This is a genomic window from Brachybacterium sp. p3-SID1565 (genome assembly GCF_025143785.1).
Taxonomy (GTDB): domain Bacteria; phylum Actinomycetota; class Actinomycetes; order Actinomycetales; family Dermabacteraceae; genus Brachybacterium; species Brachybacterium epidermidis.
On sequence record NZ_JAMBDS010000017.1, the window covers coordinates 16,827 to 35,475 of the forward strand.

Genomic DNA, 18,649 nt, shown 5'->3' on the forward strand with positions numbered 1-18,649 from the left:
TCAGCCACAGCCGCCAACCGGCCGGAACCGGCCCCCACCCGTGCTGCGGACGGAAGTCCGCGGGAGGCAGCCACCCGTCGTGCGGGGGTTCCGGCCAGTTCGGCGGCGGGTTGAAGCGCTCGGTCACTCAGGGACGTCCCAGGTGTACTGGTCGGTGAAGGAGTCGAACTCCAGCTTCAGCCCACCGGCGCGCACAGGTGCGAACAGCATTCGGATCGTGTACTCGTCACCGGCCTTGATGTCGGTGGGCGCATCGATGCCGACCCCGGCGTCCTTCAGCGAGAAGGTCTCGGTGGCGGGGTCGAGTTTGCCGCCGTACGGCGTGACGACCGCGAAGGTGAACGGGTTGAAGTACATCTCGCCCTCTGTGACGGTGATCTTCGCCGTCGCCGCCAGGTAGTCGCCGTTCTCGCTGGGCTCGATGTTGCCGCCATACACACTGGGGAGCTGGTCGGCGGGCAGCCATTCCATCGAGACCTGCATCGTGCCGCGTCCGTCCATGGAGACGACCTCGACGGGTTCGGCCGCCGGGTCGACGGTGGGAAGCACCGACGGGGTGACGACGTCGTCGCTGGCGGCCTCCTCGGAGGCGGCCTCCTCGGAGGTGGGATCCTCGGAGGTGGGATCGTCGGAGGTGGGCTCCTCGGAGGAGGGATCCTCCGTGGCGGTGGTGGTGGTTCCCCCGTCTCCTGTGGGATCGTCGCCGCCGCGGTTCATCAGCACCAGGCCGCCCACCAGACCGGCGATCAGCAGGCCGATGAGCAGCAGCACGAGGCAGCCGACCCACCAGAAGCGAGCGATCGCGCTCTTCTTCGGCGCGTTCTCCGGGCTCGTGGTGGCCGTCCACTGCGATGCGCTGTCCGGGGAGCCGTAGCCCTGGTTCGGGGACGCCTGACCGTAGGGCGATGCCTGACCGTACCCCTGGTCGACGGGATCCTGCCCGTAGCCCTGGTTCGGCGATGCCTGACCGTAGCCCTGGCTGGGGGACGCCTGACCGTAGGGCGATGCCTGGCCGTACCCCTGGTCGACGGAGTCCTGCCCGTAGCCCTGGTTCGGCGATGCCTGGCCGTAGCCGGCAGCGGCCCCTCCGGCGGCGAGACCGCCGACAGTGGCAGATCCGTCGACAGGGTGGTTCGTGCCCTGCTGCGGGTAGGACTGGTCGGAGTAGCCCTGGTCGCCCGTCTCGTAGGGTGCCTGCTGGGCCAGATCGGCCTCCAGATCCGGGCCGCCGTACTCCGCGGTCTCGGGCGCACCCGGCTGCTCGATCGGACCCTCGCCGACCTGCGCGGCGCTGCCGGGATCCTCGGCCGGCGCCTGCTCGCCGGTGCCGGCGAGAGGGGTCGCATCGTCCTCGGGAAGGGGAGCGGCATCGGTGGAGGCCGGCTCGCCGGTGCCGGCCACGCGGGTGGCGTCGTCCTTAGGCAGGGGGGCGGGATCAGAGGCGTCCTGGACCGCGCTGTCCTCGACAGGCACGCTGCCGCCGGTCACCTCACCACCGGACGCGTCACCGCCCTCGGCAGGAGCATCCGCATCGACCCAGAAGTTCCAGTCGGCCGGCGGCGGGCCCCACGACGGATCGGGCTGCCACCCCGGGGGCGGAGTCCAGTTCGGGTCCTCGATGGGCCAGTTCGGCGGAGGATTGAAGCGATATGCCATCTGAGGCACCTTCCCGATGTCGACTGCGGTCGGCTCCCCCCGAAGGTTGCGACCATTCCTGCCACGTATCGTAGAGCACACCCAGCCCGGGGCCCTGTGCCCGACCCCACCTCAGGAGAGCCGATGTCCGATCCCGCCACCGAACCGCGCAGCGTCCTCATCACCGGGGGCAACCGAGGCATCGGCCGCGCCATCGCTGAGGAGTTCCTGCGGCGCGGGGACAAGGTCGCCGTCACCAGCAGGTCCGGCTCCGGTGGGCCCGACGGCGCGCTCACCGTGGCCGCGGACGTCACCGACGGGGACAGCCTCGACGCGGCGGTGAAGACCGCCGAGGAGGCCAACGGACCCATCGAGGTGCTCGTCGCCAACGCCGGCATCACCGACGACCAGCTGCTGCTGCGGATGGGCGATGACTCCTTCGAGTCCGTGGTGGACACCAACCTCACCGGGTCCTTCCGCACCATCAAGAGGGTGATCCGCTCGATGATGCGCAGGAAGAAGGGCCGCATCGTGCTGATCAGCTCCGTGGTGGGCCTGTACGGCTCGCCCGGCCAGATCAACTACGCCGCCTCGAAGGCCGGGCTGGTCGGCATCGCCCGCGCGCTGACCCGCGAGCTGGGCTCGCGCGGCATCACCGCGAACGTGGTCGCGCCCGGCTACATCGACACCGACATGACCGCACAGCTCTCCGACGAGCTGCAGGACTCCTATCGCAAGGCCATCCCCGCGGGCCGCTTCGCCGACCCCTCCGAGGTGGCCCGCGTGGTGGCGTTCATCGCCAGCGACGACGCCGCCTACATCTCCGGCGCCGTGATCCCCGTCGACGGGGGCCTCGGCATGGGACACTGATCCTGGCCGCTCCGATCCCGGCCCTCCTGTCCCCGATGCACAAGGTGTGATCGCCCCCTCATGTCATCCTCCGACCCCGACAGTCGGCTCCTGCTCCTCATGCGCCACGGCAAGGCCGACAGCGGCGCCGGCCAGCCGGACCACGAGCGGCGCCTCACCGATCGCGGCCACTCCCAGGCGCAGCTGGTGGGGGAGTACCTCGAGTCCCAGAACGTGCGACCCACCCGTGTGCTGGTCTCCGACGCCGCGCGCACCAGGGAGACCTGGGAGCACCTGCTCTCGACCATGCACGGCTTCGACGGCACGGTCAGCCTCCATGAGGACATCTACAACGGCGGCACCACCGAACTGGCAGCGCTGATCCGCTCCTGCGCCGATGAGGACGCGGTGGTGATGGTGATCGGCCACGAGCCCACCATGTCCAGCATGGTCGCCCAGCTCGCCGACGACGACTCGGATGCCGGATCCGTGGCCCAGGCCAGGATCGGGCTGCCCACCGGTGCGATGGGCGTCCTCTCCGGGCCGCTCGCGCACTGGTCCGAGCTCACCGACGGCTCGCTGACACTGCACACCATCGTCAGGCCCTGAGCGCTCTCAGGCCCCGGCGGCGGCCTCCAGGTGGGGCCACACGTCGGCCAGGCTCCCGTCCACGATCACGTCGGCCGCTTCCCGCAGTGCCGGCTTGGCGTTGAACGCGATGCCGATCCCGGCGGCGCGCACCATCGCCCGGTCGTTGGCACCGTCGCCGACGGCGACCACGCGCGACCGCGGCACCTCGTAGCGCTCGGCGAGATCCTCGAGGGTGCGCAGCTTCGCCTGCCCGTCGATGATCGGCCCGTCGACCCGACCGGTGAGCCGACCCTCGCGGATCTCGAACCGGTTGGCGACCACGTGATGGATGCCGGTGGCCGCGGCCAGCTCGTCGATCACCTCATGGAAGCCCCCCGAGACCAGCGCGGTCACCCATCCAGCCCGCTGCGCGTGGCGCATCAGGTTGACGGCACCGTCGGTGGGGACCAGCACCTCGCGCACACTCGCCAGCACGGCGGCGGGAAGGCCCTCCAGCAGGGCGACCCGGCGGCGCAGGGAGTCGGAGAAGTCCAGCTCCCCGCGCATCGCCTGCTCGGTGATGCGCTCCACCTCGCTCCGCACCCCGGCGTGATCGGCCACCAGCTCGATCACCTCCTGGGTGAGGAAGGTCGAGTCGACGTCGGAGACCAGCAGCCCGGTGACGGCACCGGCGGACCCGGGCCCCGTCACAGTTCGAGGACCGTGCCCTTGCCGATCACGGTGATCCCCGACTCGGTGACCACGAAGCCGCGCGCGCGGTCCTGCTCCGCGTCCAGGCCGATCTGAGTGCGGGGCGGGACCACGACGTTCTTGTCGATGATCGCCCGGTGGATCTGGCTGTGACGGCCGACGGAGACGCCGTCCATGATCACCGAGTCCGAGACGGCCGACCAGGAGTTCATCCGCACGCCGGGCGAGACCACCGAATTGGAGACCTGCGCACCGGAGATCACCACTCCGGGGGAGATGATCGAGTCCACCGCCGAACCCATGCGGCCCGGCCCGGCGTGGACGAACTTCGCCGGCGGCACGGTGCGGTGACCGGTGTAGGTGGGCCAGTCCTCATTGTAGAGGTTGAACACCGGATGGATGGCGATCAGGTCCATGTGGGCGTCGTAGAACGCATCCAGCGTGCCCACGTCCCGCCAGTAGTCGCGATCGCGATCGGTGGAGCCCGGCACGTCGTTGTGGATGAAGTCGTAGACCCCGGCGGCCTGCTGTGCCACGAAGTACGGCACGATGTCCCCGCCCATGTCGTGGGCGGTCCCGTCGTCCTCGGCGTCCTTGGTGACCGCTTCGACCAGGGCATCGGCGGTGAAGACGTAGTTGCCCATCGAGGCCAGGACCTGGCTGGGGTCATCGGCCAGCCCGGTGGTCTCCTTGGGCTTCTCCACGAAGCGGGCGATGGTGGTGGGGTCCTCCGGGACCGTCTCGATCACCCCGAACTGATCGGACATCTCGATCGGCTGGCGGATGGCTGCCACCGTGCACGGCTTGCCCGACTCGATGTGCGCATCCAGCATCTGGGAGAAGTCCATGCGGTACACGTGGTCCGCCCCGACCACCACCACGTAGTCGGGCTTCTCGTCGTGAAGCAGGTTCAGCGACTGGTAGATCGCATCGGAGGAGCCGCGGTACCAGTGCTTGCCCATGCGCTGCTGCGCCGGCACCGGGGCCACGTAGTTGCCCAGCAGCGAGCTCATGCGCCACGTCTGGGAGATGTGCTTGTCCAGGGAGTGCGACTTGTACTGCGTGAGCACCACCACGCGCAGGTAGCCGGAGTTGACGATGTTGGACAGAGCGAAGTCGATCAGGCGGTAGATCCCGCCGAAGGGGACGGCGGGCTTCGCCCGGTCGAGCGTGAGCGGCATCAGGCGCTTGCCCTCTCCGCCTGCGAGAACGATGGCGAGGACCTTTTTCTGCATGCGTCGAGGATAATGCAAGGGTGGTGTCCATCACGTCGTCGAACGGCCCTCGGACGAAGGTGCCGGAGGAGGGATCGTCATGCGCGTGGATCTGCTGACCAAGGAGTACCCGCCGGAGGTGTACGGCGGGGCGGGTGTGCACGTCGCAGAGCTGTCGTCCGTCCTCCGGGACCACATCGAGGTGCAGGTGCGCGCCTTCGGGGCGGACCGCGACGAGCAGGACACCACCTCCTACCGGCCCCCTGCCGAGCTCTCCGGCAGCAACGCCGCCCTCAGCACCTTGGGCACCGACCTGCTGATCGCGGCGGACTGCGAGGGCGCGGACCTGGTCCACTCCCACACCTGGTACGCGAACTTCGCCGGGCACGTGGCCTCCCTGCTGCACGGCATGCCCCACGTGCTCAGCGCCCACTCCCTGGAGCCGCTGCGGCCGTGGAAGGCGGAGCAGCTGGGCGGAGGCTACCGCCTGAGCTCCTTCGCCGAGCGCGCCGCCTACGAGGCCGCCGCAGGGGTGATCGCAGTCTCCGCCGGGATGCGGGAGGACATCCTGCGCTCCTACCCGGCCGTGGACCCGGCCCGCGTGCACGTGGTCCACAACGGGATCGACATCGAGCAGTGGTCCCCGAACCCGGAGACCACCGCTCTGACCTCGCGCGGCATCGATCCGGAGGCGCCGACCATCGTGTTCGTCGGTCGCATCACCCGGCAGAAGGGCCTGCCGTACTTCCTGCGCGCCGTGCGGGAGCTGCCCGCCGAGCACCAGGTGGTGCTGTGCGCCGGCGCCCCGGACACCCCGGAGATCGCCGCAGAGGTGGACGACCTGGTCGCCGAGCTGAACCGCGACCGCGGCAACGTGCACCTGATCACCGAGATGCTGCCGCGCACGGAGCTCACCCAGATCCTCACCCACGCCACCACCTTCGTGTGCCCCAGCGTGTACGAGCCCCTGGGGATCGTGAACCTCGAGGCGATGGCCTGCGGCACGCCCGTGGTGGCCTCCGCCACCGGCGGGATCCCCGAGGTGGTGGTGGACGGCGAGACCGGGTACCTGGTGCACTTCGACCAGCTCACCGACGGCACCGGCACCCCCACCGATCCCGAGGGGTTCATCGCCGACATGGCGCGGGCCTTGGAGCGCATGGTCTCCGACCCGGATCGCGCCCGGCAGATGGGGGAGGCATCCCGGCGTCGCGCGGCCGAGCACTTCTCCTGGACGTCCATCGGGGAGCGCACCGTCGAGGTGTACCGCGCGGTGCTGGAGTCCCACGGGGCCTGAGTGCCGGGGGTGCGGGGCGAGGGCTCAGCCCTCGGGGTCCGCTGCCCGTTGCACCGTCTCGACCAGTGCCTCCCGGGCGGCATCGCGCAGCTCCTCCAGCAGTCGCCGTCGGGCCTGGTCATCGGCCAGCGCGCGGGCAGTGGGGGAGCCGGCCCGCAGCTCCTGCGCACTGAGCGCCAGGATCCTGCCCGCCAGGGTGAGCAGGTGCGCATCGGCTGCGGTGACGTGCCGCGGCGGCATGGTGCGTGCCCACCCGGAGGGGAGATCCCGGGCCGGGATCGGCTCGTCGGGCACCAGGTCCAGGTCCTGCGAGGAATCGGCGACCCTCTGCATCACGCGCAGCAGCTGCTCCCGGGCCGTGCCGGAGCTGCTGGCAGGGGCCAGGTTCGCGCCGAGCGGCGCGGGGTACTGCATCCAGTCCACCAGCGCGATCGGGCCCTGGAGTGAGGAGACCGGGGTGTCCTCGGGCACCAGGGTGTGATCGGGGATCCCCGCCGCGGTGACCACCAGTGCCTGTTCGGCCGCGAGCGCCGCCTGGACCGCTGTGGGCGGGCCGACGAGACCGGCGATCCTGCCAGGCACCGGCAGCACCAGACGCAGCTGCACCAGGGGCAGTCGGCGCAGCCCGGTGAGCCAGTCGAACAGCTCGACCCCCTCGGCTCCCGAGTGGTCCTTCCCGGCCCCCAGAGCGTGCTGGGCGGCGTCGTCGGGTCCCGCGTCCCCCCGCAGGTAGGCACCCGCCCACAGCATCAGGACCGCCGCGCGGGGCAGCGCCAGCAGCTCGGAGGAGGCCATCGGAGCGGTGTCCATCAGTAGCTCTGGGCGGTGGTGGCGCCGGCCGTGCCGGGGGTGCCGGCCGCATCCGCTCCGGCGGGGCCCGCCGGCACGAAGTGGGCCTTCCCCTTCCGGGGGTCCACCGACTCCAGACGCACCCGGACCACCTGTCCGGCTTCGGCGTCCATCGGCACCCAGGCCGTGACCGGCGGGTCGATCAGCTGCACCTCCACCCGGGTGGGGGCACCACCGTTGCCGTTCTTCCCCTCGGAGGCCTCGCGACGCTCGATCACACTGGCGTCGAACTCTTCTCCCACCCAGGCCTCGAGGGCCGCCGTCTCGACCAGCTCGATCGCCCGACGCTCCAGCTCCCCGGCCTTCGTGGCGGTGGACCGCATAGCCTCGGGGATCTTCTCCAGCGCGGCCAGCAGGGCAGGATCCGGGGACTGTCCGCGGGCATGGGCGTGGCACACCAGCAGCACGAAGCGGTCCACCAGGCGCCGCAGCGGAGCGGTGGCGTGGGCGTAGGGAGCGGCGATGGCGGCCTGCGCCGGATCCTCAGGCAGCTCCTCCGGTCTGGTGAACGCGACGTAGGAGGCACCGCGGAACAGCGAGGTGGCCTGGTTCAGCAGGGCCAGGTGGGCGGCATCGCGCCAGTCCAGGGAGCGCAGGAAGTCGCCGTAGGCCACGTTCTCCTCCCAGGGGGTGCCCAGCACCTGGGTCTGCCTCCGGAAGCGGGCGATGGCCTTGGGCTCGGCCGGCGGCATGGTGCGCAGGATCCCCGCGCCGCCGTCGATCATGAGCTGGGCGGCAGCCATCCCGGTCATCAGCGAGATCTGAGCGTTGGCCTCCTCGATCGCGTTGAGGTCGCGCCAGGTCAGGCGCACGTGGTCGCCCTCGGCCTCGACCTCCTGCTCAGGCACATTGAGGCTCGCACCGCCGCGCTCGGCCTCCTGCTGCAGGCGCAGGTCCCCGATCTCCTGCAGCAGCTGCATCGTGGGGTGGCCCTGCCCGGCATCGAGCTGCTGCTGCACAGTGTCGTAGTCGAGCTTCGCGACCGAGCGCACCGTCGCGCGCTCGAGATCCACAGAGGTGACGATTCCGGCCGCATCCAGCTCGAAGGTCCACACGAACGCGGGCGTGTCCTGCTCCGGCAGCAGCGACGCCACGCCCTCGGAGAGCACCTCCGGGTGCAGGGGGATCCGGCGATCCGGCAGGTACACGGTGGCACCGCGACGGCGGGCCTCCGCGTCCAGGGCGCTGCCCAGCTCGACGAACAGGGGGACATCCGCGATGGCGTAGAGCACCCGGTAGCCGGTATCGGTGCGCTCGAGGTACATCGCCTGGTCCAGGTCCGTGGAGGATTCTGGGTCCAGGGTCACGAAGGGGATGTCGGTGCGATCGGAGCGATCGATGTCGGTCTGGCCGCTGTCGGTGCTGCCGGCACCGGCCCCCGCGGACGTGCCCGCCCTGCTCGCTGCGCGCTCCGCCTCGGCCAGCACCTCAGCGAGGAACTCGAGGGGCACCTGCTCCCGGTACTCCTCCAGCAGGGCGTCGATGCCCTGGGAGATCACATCGGCGGCGACGGAGCCGCGCGGGGCGTGGAGCGAGACGGGACGGTGCAGCACGGTGGGCTCCTGCTGGCTCTTGGGCGGGGACGGCTCGGTCAGTCTAGGGCGATAGGCTCGGCCCATGGCCCTTGCAGCAGCTTCCCTGAACGACGTCGTGGTCCGCCGCAGCGGGCGCGCCATCCTCGATTCCGTCGACCTGACCATCTCTGAAGGCGACCGCTGGGCGGTGCTGGGCCCCAACGGTGCCGGCAAGTCCACCCTGATGCGCCTGCTGGCGGCACGCCTGCACCCCACCAGCGGCACCGTGGACCTGTTCGGCGAGCGGCTGGGCCGCACCGACATCTTCGAGCTGCGCCCCCTGATCGGCCTGGCCAGCCAGGAGCTCGCCGAGACCGTCCCGGTCGAGGAGAAGGTGCTGGACGTCGTGGTCACCGCCGGGTACGGCATCGTGGGGCGCTGGCGCGAGCAGTACGACGAGATGGACCTCGACCGCGCCCGGGTGCTGCTGGACGCCTTCGGCGTGGCCGACAAGGCCGACCGCATGTTCGGCACCCTGTCCACCGGTGAGCGCAAGCGCGTGCTGTCGGCCCGCGCCCTGATGACCGACCCGGAGCTGCTGCTGCTGGACGAGCCGGCCGCCGGGCTGGACCTGGGCGGCCGCGAGGAGCTGGTGCGCACCCTGAGCCAGCTCGCGAAGGATCCGGCCACCCCCGTGACCGTGCTGGTCACCCACCACGTCGAGGAGATCCCGCCGGGCTACACGCACGCCCTTCTGCTGCGTCACGGCAGCGTGGTCGCGGCGGGCCCCATTGGCGAGACGATCACCTCGCAGAACCTCACCCGGACCTTCGGGCTGCCCCTGGTGGTGGACCGCCACGGCGAGCGGTTCAGCGCGCGCTCGGTCACCCTGTCCTGAGGTGGAGCCTCAGATCCGCCGGATCGGGGTCGACGACGTCGCCGACCCGGCGCTGGACGACTACCTGCGGATGACCGACGTGCGGCTGCGCTCGCGCATCGAGGTGGAGCGCGGGCTGTTCATGGCCGAGAGCTTCGAGGTGATCTCACGGGCGATGGATGCCGGCATGCAGCCGCGCTCCTTCCTGATGAGCGAGAAGTGGCTGGAGAAGTTCGCGCCGCTCACCTCCCGGTTCCCCGAGGCGCCGGTGCTGGTGGGCGAGGAGGCACTGCTGGAGCGGATCACCGGCTTCCACCTTCACCGCGGTGCGCTGGCTGCCATGCACCGGCCTGAGCTCCCGCCGGTGGCCGCGGTGCTGGAGGGGGCCCGCACCGTCGCGGTGCTGGAGGACATCGTCGATCACACGAACGCGGGGGCCATGTTCCGCTCGGCCGCGGCTCTGGGGGTGGATGCCGTGCTGGTGACGCCGCGCTGTGCGGACCCGCTGTACCGGCGCTCGATCCGCGTGTCGATGGGCACCGTGTTCCAGGTGCCGTGGACGCGCCTGCGCGCATGGCCGGCCGATGCCGATCGGCTGCGCGAGGCGGGCTTCGACGTGCTGGCCCTGGCGCTCACCGATGAGGCGCGGGCGCTCGACGTGGTGGACCTGGGGCCGGACCGGAAGGTCGCGTTCGTGCTGGGCACCGAGGGGCACGGCCTCACCCCTGCGACCCTGCGCGCCGTCCCCGATCATGTGGTGATCCCGATGGCCGGGGGAGTGGACTCGCTGAACGTGGCTGCCGCGAGCGCGGTCGTCTTCTGGCAGCGACGGGCGATGCTGGGGGCCGGCTGAGCCGTGCAGCTGGGGGGATTGTCCACCAGGATATTTCCATTCTGCTGTTCGCGCGATGTGCGCAGGGTGTTCGGGACCAGGTTTTCCACAGCCGGTGTTCGGGGCGGTTTCGGGTTCCTCCCCACCGGGTGGTTGTCCACAATTCGAACGACGGTACGGTTCCGGGTGCCGCCTATCACCGGTGGAGCATTGCTACGGGCTGACCAGTAGGTTCTGTAGGGCGGGGGCGCGTCCTGGCGGCTGGCCCGCAAGGGCGGCGTCGGGATGCTCTGGGTGTTCGAGGTTCCTCCCCATTCATGTGTTCTCCACATTTGTGTCCCCATTTCTTGTGTGCCATTGATCTGTCGGTGGCGGCCCCTAGGATCGAATCAACGAACGGGTCGTAACAGGCAACTGGCCAAAGGGGGTGTGTGATGGGGGAGCTGGAAGATAACGCGCGGAAGGAACGCTGCGATGAGGGGGCGGCACGCATGAGTGCGGGCCCTGCCGCGCCTGCCACGCCCGCGACTGTCGAGCCGTCGGCAGCCCCGTCACCGCCGGTGGCCCCGTCACCGTCGGCGGCAGGCTCATCGCGCCCCCCGGTGGCACCACCGGGTGGAGATCTGGATGACCCGATCCTGGGGGATCTGCTGGTCGATACGGGCCTGCAGGAACTGCTCACCGCTGGCGTCGCCGAGTCCCAGCGCCTGGCGGTCGAGTACCGGCGTCTGGCCGGATTCTGGCGGCAGCTGGAGTTCCCGCAGGGCGGTGACCCTTCCGGGGCCGATGAGTACGAGGCCGAGACCCTCGCAGTCGCTCTGGCCCTGCGCTGCACCCGCGCCACTGCCTACCACCGCATCAACGATGCCCACCGCGCCCTCACCGGTCTCCCGTGCTGTTTCGCCCGGCTCGCATCCGGGGAGTTCCCCTGCGAGTGGTTCCAGCGCCTGCTGCGCCGCACCCGTCACCTGACAGCCACGGACCTGACCGCCCTCGACCAGAGCATCGCCACCTGGCCGCTGGGGCAGCTGACGGTGGAGCAGTATCGACGCCGCCTCTCCCACGCCCTGACCCGCATCACCGCACAGCGACAGACCCCGGCCCAGCACACCCCCGAAGGACGACGCCGCGTGGACCTGCTGCCGGTGGGGGAGGACGGCATCGGCTGCCTCCAGGTGATCGGCCCGATCCCCGAGATCCTCACCCTGGCCCAGCGCCTGGACGCTTCCGCCCGCGCCATCCAGCACGCCCAGCGCCATGCCCTGGGGGCCGGGGAGCCCCCGCCCCTGGATCCCGACGGCACGGTCACCACCCACGGCAAGCCCCTGTCCCTGGCCCGGTTGCGCTACGAACTGCTCACCGGCGCGAGCCTGGACACCGACGGCGTGAAGGTCCCGCGGCAGCGGTTCCGTCTCGCCGTCACCGTCCCGGCCCTGACCCTGCTCGGCGCATCCGAGGAACCCGGCACCCTGGATGGCACCATCCCCATCCCCGCCGTCATGGCCAGAGAGCTCGCCGGGCAGTGCGAGACCTGGCACCGTGTTCTCACCGACCCCGCCACCGGCGCGTTCCTGCCCCTGCCCGCCAAGACCTACCGCCCCACCACGCGGATGCTCGAGCACCTGCGGCTGCGGCACGCCACCTGCGCGGTCCCCGGCTGCACGAGGCCCTCCTCCTGGGCCGCCGAGTGCGACCACATCCAGGAGTACGACCACACCGACCCCACCCGCGGTGGGCTCACCGAGATCGACAACCTGCACCTGCTGTGCTGGATGCACCACCGCCTCAAGACCGCAGGCCTCATCGACCCTGCCCGCCACACCAGCACCCCCAGCAGGCCCGGGGTGACCGCATGGGAGATCCACGCCCGCGCGAAGATCGCCGTCCAGGACGACACCGACCTGGCCACCCCCACCACCGTCGCCGAGCTCACCACCGCGTGGCAGACCTTCGAACGCGACCGCGAACAACGCGCACTGCGCGCCCACCACAATCAGCCCACCACCCCCGACCAGCAACGCCCACCCCCGCCGGAGGACCCACCGTTCTGACAGGTTCGTGCTTTGCGGATCCTCGTCTGTCATACCCCTCCGTCACGCTTCGTACAACTGTTCGAAGCTATGACCTGCTTTCCTTGAGGACCATCGCCCACCGGCGTAGAGTTCGAACGCACATTCGATACGTGCGTGTCGATCGGATGGCGGTACGACGATCCCACGGGAGGCGGAACGGAGGTGGATCCATGACTGCGATGACCCGCGAGAGTCCCGTCCAGCAGGAGCGTCTGGCACAGGCGCGTGCCGTGCTCACCGCGGCCGAGCGCAGCGCCGCCCGCTGGGGCGGGAGGATCGACCGCACCGCCCTGCGCCCCGTTCCTACCCCGGGGTCCGCTCCCGGATCAACTCCCGAGACAGGGATGCCCGAGGGGGATGACGGCACCGGCGCCCACCTGCCCGTCCCGGAGCCGCTGGCCGATCTGTTCCCCGGAGCCGGTGTGCGTGCTGGCAGCTCCATCGCGGTCCAGGGCACAGCTCCCACCTCGCTGCTGCTGGCCCTCGCCGTCGCTGCCGCAGGGGAGGACTCCTGGTGCGCCGTCGCCGGGATGCCGGATCTCGGGCTGCGCTCCGCGCTGGATGCTGGGCTGGACCCCTGCCGCCTCGCCCTCGCCCCCGCAGAAGGGGAACAGCGCCCGCAGGTGCTCTCCGCCCTCGCCGACGGGGTGGGCGTGCTGGTGCTCGGCCCCGAGCTGGAGCTCGCCCCGGCCCTGTGGCGCAACCTGCTGGGCAGGGCCCGCGCCACCGACACCCTGGTGCTGGCCGCCCGTCCGCCAGGCACCGCCGACATCACCCTGCACACCACCACCCTCGGCTGGACCGGACTGGGGAAGGGATCGGGGCGCCTGCGCAAGCGCCGCCTCCACGTCACCTCCAGCGGCCGGGGCATCGCCGGGCAACGGGAGGTCCAGGTGCTGCTGCCGCAGGTGGTCGGCCGGATCGAGCACGGCACCGCTGCGACGCACCCCGTCGTCGTGCGCGCCGCCTCACGCCTCGCCCTGCACCCCGTGCGGAGGGCCGGCTGATGAGCAGCACCGATACCCGCACCGCCACCCGCATCGCTGCCGTGATCGTGCCGGACTGGCCGCTGGTAGCGGCCCTGGACCGCCACCAGCGCCGCACCGACTCCCCACCCGTGGACCTCGCCCTCGACCCGGTGATCCTGGTGGACCAGCACCGCGTCACCCACGCCGGCACCGCCGCCCAGCGGGCGGGAGCGCTGCCCGGCATGCGGCGTCGTGCCGCCCGCGCCGCCTGTCCGGACGCCCTGGTGCTGGAGGGCGACCGCGAGAGCGAATCTGCACTGTTCGAACTGGTGGCCGCCGCGGTGGACACCGTCGCCGCCGGAGTGGACGTGCTGCGCCCCGGCACCCTGCTGATGGCCGCCCGCGGTCCCGCTCGCCACCACGGCGGCGAGCCGGTGCTCGCCGAGCGCATCATCGACGCCGTCGCCGACCTCACCGGCTGGGACTGCTCCGTGGGCATCGCCGACGGTCCCTTCGCGGCCCTGCTCGCCGCCCGCACCGGCAGGATCGTCCACCCCGGCCGCTCCGGGGACTACCTCGCCCCGCACCCGATCGGAGCCCTCCGCGACGCCCCCGTCGGCCCCGGCTGGGGGCACCGCGGCCAGCCCACCGCCACCCGGGCCGACCGGACCGAGCGCCGACTGGACCTGCCCGAGACCGTCGACCTGCTGCAGCGCCTGGGCATCGCCACCCTGGGGGACCTGGCCGCCCTGCCCGCCGCCTCGGTGGCCGACCGCTTCGGCCCCGACGTGGCCACCCTGCACCTCCTGTCCGCAGGCCGGGAGCCCGCGCCGCCCGCCGCGCACCACCCCGCCCAGCCGATCCTGGCCGAGACCGCTCTTGACCCGCCCCTGGTGCGCACCGACCAGGCCGCCTTCGTGGCTCGTCCGCTGGCCGAGCAGCTGCACTCGATGCTGGTGGAGCGGGGCCTGGTGTGCACCCGGCTGCGGATCGTGGCGCGCACCGAGAGCGGCGAGGAGATGGAGCGCACCTGGCGGCACGACGGTGCGCTCACCGTGGCCGACGTCGTGGACCGCATCCGCTGGCAGTGCGACGGCTGGATCACCCGCTCCCGCCTGGGCGGTCCCGCCACCGGGGCGATCGTGCGGATCGGCCTGCACCCCCTGCAGCTGGAGCCGGCCTCCCGGAACGCTCCCGCCCTGTGGGGCAGTGCCGGTGAGGCCGCGCAGCGGGCCTCCCGTGCCTTCGCCCGTGCCCAGGGCCTGGCCGGGGAGGACGCCGTGCAGGTGCCGGTGCTGGTGGGAGGGCGCCTGCTGGCCGAGGAGGTGCAGCTGGTGCCGTGGCGCACCGAGAAGCCTCCCCGCCGGGTGGGCCCCTGGCCGGGGTCCCTGCCGCGGCCCGTGCCGACCACGGTGTTCCGCACCCCGCCCCCGGTGCAGCTGCAGGATGCGCACGGCGATCCCGTGGTGGTCACCGCCCGCGGGCTGCTCAGTGCGCCCCCGGCCCGCCTGCTGGTCACCGCTCCCGGCACTCCCGCCCTGCAACGGATCGGGCTGCGGGCGGGCAGCACCCACCCCGTGCTCACGCACGGTTCCCCCACGGTGATCGACGAGCGCTGGTGGACCACGGGCGGCAACCGTGCGGCGCGCCTGCAGCTGGTGCTCGCCGCCGCGGGGGAGGAGGAGGCCGCGGTGCTGGCCCTGTCCCGCACCGGTGAATGGTTCCTGGAGGGCGTCTATGACTGAGGCGATCCACAGCAAGCGGGTCCGTCCGAACACCGTGGCACGAGGCATCTGATGGCCCGCTGGTTCCTGGGCCCACCCGCGTGGAAGGACCTCGAGGCGATCCTCTCGGACCGCCCCGCCCACCTGGTCTCCCCGCCGATCACCGTGGAGCACACCGGCAGGCGCAGGCCCGAGCCGCCCCCGCAGCCCCGCTCCACGCACCGCGTGGACTACGCCGAGCTGCACGCCCACTCCCACTTCAGCTTCCTCGACGGTGCCTCCAGCCCCGAGGAGATGGTCGAGCAGGCCGCCTCCCTGGGACTGAGCGCCCTGGCGCTGGTGGACCACGACGGGCTGCCCGGAGCGGTGCGCTTCGCGCGTGCCGCCCGTGAGAAGGGCCTTTCCACCGTGTTCGGTGCCGAGCTGACCCTGGGACTGGAACCCGGCCATGCGCAGGCCGGCACCACTCCCGTGATCTCCCCGCCGCGCACCGGGGTGCCCGATCCGGACGGCGAGCACCTGCTGGTGCTGGTGCGCGACGAGACCGGCTACCGGGAGCTGTCCGCCGCGATCGCCGGCGCCCACCTCGACAGCGGCCAGAAGGGCGTTCCCCGCTACCGTTTGGCCGAGCTGTCCCGTATCTCCCACCAGGGCCACTGGCAGATCCTCACCGGCTGCCGCAAGGGATCGGTCACCCGGGCCGCCACCGCGCACCTGGCGCACGGCGATCTCGACGGGGCCGCCCACGCCGCGGCCGACGCCATCGCCCGCCTCATCGACCTGTTCGGTCCCGGCAACGTCGCCGTGGAGCTGGTGGCCGGCGGGGGAGGAGCGGCCGACGAGCTGCACGACGCCCTCGCACAGGGCGCCCGCCTGGTGCGCGAGAGCCACGGCCTGGACCAGGTCACCCTGCCCCTGGTGGCCTCAACCAACGCCCACTACGCCGAGCCCTCCGCCAAGCGCCTGGCCGACACCCATGCCGCCCTGCGCGCCGGGGTGCCGCTGGCCCAGGCCGATCCCTACCTCTCGGACCGTCTCGCCCACCTGCGCAGCGGCCAGGAGCTCGCGCAGCTGCTGCCGCGCTACCCGCAGGCCGTGCAGACCGCAGCCCGCCTGGGTCGGGACTGCGCCCTGGACCTGCGCCTGCTGGCCCCGGACCTGCCTCCCTCCCCGGTGCCCGCCGGTCACGACGAGGCCAGCTGGCTGGTGGAGCTGGTGGAGATCGAGGGGCGGGAGCGGTACGGGCCACGGCCGGGTGCCGGACGCCCCGAGCGGGTCCCCGGGGCATGGGCGCAGATCGACCACGAGCTGAGGGTCATCACCGAGCTGCACTTCCCCGGCTACTTCCTGATCGTCCACGACATCGTGGCGTTCTGCCGTCGGGAGGGGATCCTGTGCCAGGGGCGCGGCTCGGCCGCGAACTCCGCGGTCTGCTACGCGCTGGGCATCACCGCCGTCGAGCCCGTCGGCCACCAGCTGCTGTTCGAACGGTTCCTGGCCCCGGAGCGGGACGGCCCGCCGGACATCGACATCGACATCGCCGCCGACCGCCGCGAGGAGGTCATCCAGTACGTCTACCAGCGCTACGGCCGGGAGAACGCCGCTCAGGTCGCCAATGTCATCACCTACCGCGCCAAGCTCGCGGTGCGCGACGCCGCCCGGGCGCTCGGCTACGACCCCGGTGCGCAGGACGCCTTCTCCAAGCGCATCGAGCGCTCCTTCTCCTCCCTCGCCCAGGCGGGGATCCCCGCGGACGTGGTGCAGCTCGCCCAGCAGCTGCGGGACGCCCCCCGCCACCTGGGCATCCACTCCGGGGGGATGGTGCTGTGCGACCGGCCCGTGATCGAGGTGTGCCCCGTGCAGTGGGCGGCGATGGCCGACCGCAGCGTGCTGCAGTGGGACAAGGACGACTGCGCGGATGCGGGCCTGGTGAAGTTCGACCTGCTGGGGCTGGGGATGCTCACCGCGCTGGACCACGCGCTGGTGCTGATCGCCGAGCACCACGGGCAGTCCTTCGAGCTGCGCACCCTGCCGCAGGAGGACCCGGCGGTGTACGACATGCTGTGCGCCGGGGACAGCGTGGGCGTGTTCCAGGTGGAGTCGCGCGCCCAGATCTCCACCCTGCCGCGGCTGAGGCCCCGCGAGTTCTACGACCTGGTGGTCGAGGTGGCGCTGATCCGGCCCGGCCCCATCCAGGGCGGCTCCGTGCACCCCTACATCCGCCGCCGCAACGGGGAGGAACCGGTCACCTTCATCCACCCGCTGCTGGAGAAGTCCCTGGGCCGCACCCTGGGTGTGCCTCTGTTCCAGGAGCAGCTGATGCAGATGGTGGTGGACGTCGCTGACTTCACCCCCGCCCAGGCCGACCAGCTGCGCCGTGCCATGGGCTCCAAGCGCTCCACGCAGAAGATGCTGGAGCTGTCCGACGCCCTGTTCACCGGGATGGCCCGCCACGGCATCACCGGCGAGGACGCCGAGGCGGTGCACCGCAAGCTGCTGGCCTTCGCCAACTACGGCTTCCCCGAGTCGCACGCCTATTCCTTCGCGTACCTGGTGTACGCGAGCTCCTACCTGAAGTGCCACTACCCGGCCGCGTTCACCGCCGCCCTGCTGCGCGCCCAGCCGATGGGCTTCTACTCCCCGCAGTCGCTGGTCGCGGATGCCCGCCGGCACGGCGTGCTCACGCGGGGGCCCGACGTGCTGCGCAGCAGGGCCCGCACCGACCTGGAGACCGACGACGAGCACCACGGCTACACGGTGCCCACCGACGACCCCGGCCCGCAGGTGCAGGACCAGGCGGCACGACGCGGACCGGCGATCCGCCTGGGGTTGGACCAAGTGCGCTCGATCACCACCGACACCGCGGAGCGGATCGTCGTCGAACGCGAGCGCGGCGGCCCCTTCGCCTCCGTCCCGGAGCTGGCCCGACGAGTGGGGCTGAGTGCGAGACAGCTGGAGGCGCTGGCCACCGCGGGGGCGCTGGACACCCTGGCCGGCTCACGCCGGCAGGCGCTGTGGGCCGCCGGTGCCGCCGCCCAGGAGTCCCCGCACACCTTGCCGGGCCTCGCTGTGGGCGCCCGGGCCCCGATGCTGCCGGGCATGAGCGATGCCGAACTCGCTTCGGCCGACGCCTGGGCCACCGGCATCACCCTCGCCGATCACCCGATGGTGCTGGTGCGCGAGCATCTGGGTGCCGAGGGGGTGCTGGCGATCGGTGAGTGCCGGGACGTGGAGGACGGCAGCCGGGTGCGGGTGGGAGGCGTGATCACCCACCGTCAGCGACCCCAGACCGCCAGCGGCATCACCTTCCTCAGCCTTGAGGACGAGACCGGGATCCTGAACGTGGTGTGCTCGGCTGGTTTCTGGTCCCGCCACCGGGTGCTGCTGCGCACCTCCCGGGCGGTCGTGCTGCGCGGGATCGTGGAGAACCGCACCGGTGCCGTCAACCTGGTGGCCGACGATGTCGAGCATCTCGAGCTGACCGCCGCCGGCGCCTCCCGGGACTTCCGGTGAGGGCCGGCGGCAGGACCGCTCGGA

At 71.8% G+C, this 18,649-nt stretch carries 14 protein-coding genes; 9 read left to right on the plus strand and 5 right to left on the minus strand.

Annotated features, from left to right (window positions below; all coding sequences use genetic code 11):
- Window positions 1–123: 123 nt before the first annotated feature.
- Entirely contained in the window at window positions 124–1,656 is a 1,533-nt protein-coding gene (locus tag M4D54_RS05945) for a hypothetical protein (protein WP_259890692.1), read from the minus strand.
- 123 nt (window positions 1,657–1,779) lie between these two features.
- On the opposite strand from M4D54_RS05945, the gene fabG reads away from it, so the two are divergent.
- Window positions 1,780–2,505: a 3-oxoacyl-ACP reductase FabG gene (gene fabG / locus M4D54_RS05950; protein ID WP_193866363.1), complete on the plus strand. Its 726-nt coding sequence runs from the start codon at window positions 1,780–1,782 to the stop codon at window positions 2,503–2,505.
- Window positions 2,506–2,565: 60 nt separating this feature from the next.
- Window positions 2,566–3,093, plus strand: coding sequence for a histidine phosphatase family protein (locus M4D54_RS05955; protein WP_193866362.1), 528 nt, complete (start codon window positions 2,566–2,568; stop codon window positions 3,091–3,093).
- Window positions 3,094–3,099: 6 nt separating this feature from the next.
- On the opposite strand, the gene serB is transcribed toward M4D54_RS05955, so the two are convergent.
- Window positions 3,100–3,765 carry a phosphoserine phosphatase SerB gene (gene serB, locus M4D54_RS05960; RefSeq protein ID WP_193866361.1) on the minus strand — a complete coding sequence of 222 codons (666 nt, stop codon included), beginning with the start codon at window positions 3,763–3,765 and terminating at the stop codon, window positions 3,100–3,102.
- Complete coding sequence (gene glgC / locus M4D54_RS05965; protein WP_259890693.1) at window positions 3,762–5,000, minus strand: glucose-1-phosphate adenylyltransferase; 1,239 nt, start codon at window positions 4,998–5,000, stop codon at window positions 3,762–3,764. The genes serB and glgC overlap by 4 nt, the downstream gene beginning before the upstream one ends.
- A 79-nt stretch (window positions 5,001–5,079) precedes the next feature.
- On the opposite strand from glgC, the gene glgA reads away from it, so the two are divergent.
- Window positions 5,080–6,276 (plus strand): glycogen synthase, encoded by a 1,197-nt coding sequence (gene glgA, locus M4D54_RS05970; protein WP_259890694.1) that lies wholly within the window; start codon window positions 5,080–5,082, stop codon window positions 6,274–6,276.
- A gap of 24 nt (window positions 6,277–6,300) precedes the next feature.
- On the opposite strand, the gene M4D54_RS05975 is transcribed toward glgA, so the two are convergent.
- Complete coding sequence (locus tag M4D54_RS05975) at window positions 6,301–7,086, minus strand: hypothetical protein (RefSeq protein ID WP_259890695.1); 786 nt, start codon at window positions 7,084–7,086, stop codon at window positions 6,301–6,303.
- Window positions 7,086–8,678, minus strand: a complete 1,593-nt coding sequence (locus M4D54_RS05980) for an RNB domain-containing ribonuclease (RefSeq protein WP_259890700.1) — start codon at window positions 8,676–8,678, stop codon at window positions 7,086–7,088. The genes M4D54_RS05975 and M4D54_RS05980 overlap by 1 nt, the downstream gene beginning before the upstream one ends.
- A gap of 64 nt (window positions 8,679–8,742) precedes the next feature.
- Between M4D54_RS05980 and M4D54_RS05985 the strand changes: the two genes are divergently transcribed.
- The 6 genes from M4D54_RS05985 (at window position 8,743) to M4D54_RS06010 (ending at window position 18,625) form a co-directional block, all read left to right on the plus strand.
- Entirely contained in the window at window positions 8,743–9,537 is a 795-nt protein-coding gene (locus M4D54_RS05985; protein ID WP_193866356.1) for an ABC transporter ATP-binding protein, read from the plus strand.
- Between the two features lies 1 nt (window position 9,538).
- On the plus strand, window positions 9,539–10,369 hold the full coding sequence (locus M4D54_RS05990; RefSeq protein ID WP_193866355.1) for an RNA methyltransferase: 831 nt from the start codon (window positions 9,539–9,541) through the stop codon (window positions 10,367–10,369).
- 581 nt (window positions 10,370–10,950) lie between these two features.
- The gene (locus M4D54_RS05995) at window positions 10,951–12,399 is read left to right on the plus strand and encodes an HNH endonuclease signature motif containing protein (protein WP_259890701.1); all 1,449 of its coding nucleotides are present in this window, start codon (window positions 10,951–10,953) and stop codon (window positions 12,397–12,399) included.
- Window positions 12,400–12,590: 191 nt separating this feature from the next.
- Entirely contained in the window at window positions 12,591–13,427 is an 837-nt protein-coding gene (locus M4D54_RS06000; protein ID WP_259890702.1) for a hypothetical protein, read from the plus strand.
- Window positions 13,427–15,133, plus strand: a complete 1,707-nt coding sequence (locus M4D54_RS06005; RefSeq protein WP_259890703.1) for a DNA polymerase Y family protein — start codon at window positions 13,427–13,429, stop codon at window positions 15,131–15,133. The genes M4D54_RS06000 and M4D54_RS06005 overlap by 1 nt, the downstream gene beginning before the upstream one ends.
- Window positions 15,134–15,184: 51 nt before the next feature.
- On the plus strand, window positions 15,185–18,625 hold the full coding sequence (locus tag M4D54_RS06010) for an error-prone DNA polymerase (RefSeq protein ID WP_259890705.1): 3,441 nt from the start codon (window positions 15,185–15,187) through the stop codon (window positions 18,623–18,625).
- Window positions 18,626–18,649 lie beyond the last annotated feature (24 nt).

Bases quoted from the DNA above. Each gene is read 5' to 3' on its own strand.
- M4D54_RS05945 (WP_259890692.1), bottom strand. From the start codon at position 1,656: ATGGCATATCGCTTCAATCCTCCGCCGAACTGGCCCATCGAGGACCCG.
- fabG (WP_193866363.1), top strand. From the start codon at position 1,780: ATGTCCGATCCCGCCACCGAACCGCGCAGCGTCCTCATCACCGGGGGC.
- M4D54_RS05955 (WP_193866362.1), top strand. From the start codon at position 2,566: ATGTCATCCTCCGACCCCGACAGTCGGCTCCTGCTCCTCATGCGCCAC.
- glgC (WP_259890693.1), bottom strand. From the start codon at position 5,000: ATGCAGAAAAAGGTCCTCGCCATCGTTCTCGCAGGCGGAGAGGGCAAG.
- glgA (WP_259890694.1), top strand. From the start codon at position 5,080: ATGCGCGTGGATCTGCTGACCAAGGAGTACCCGCCGGAGGTGTACGGC.
- M4D54_RS05975 (WP_259890695.1), bottom strand. From the start codon at position 7,086: ATGGACACCGCTCCGATGGCCTCCTCCGAGCTGCTGGCGCTGCCCCGC.
- M4D54_RS05985 (WP_193866356.1), top strand. From the start codon at position 8,743: ATGGCCCTTGCAGCAGCTTCCCTGAACGACGTCGTGGTCCGCCGCAGC.
- M4D54_RS06000 (WP_259890702.1), top strand. From the start codon at position 12,591: ATGACTGCGATGACCCGCGAGAGTCCCGTCCAGCAGGAGCGTCTGGCA.
- M4D54_RS06005 (WP_259890703.1), top strand. From the start codon at position 13,427: ATGAGCAGCACCGATACCCGCACCGCCACCCGCATCGCTGCCGTGATC.
- M4D54_RS06010 (WP_259890705.1), top strand. From the start codon at position 15,185: ATGGCCCGCTGGTTCCTGGGCCCACCCGCGTGGAAGGACCTCGAGGCG.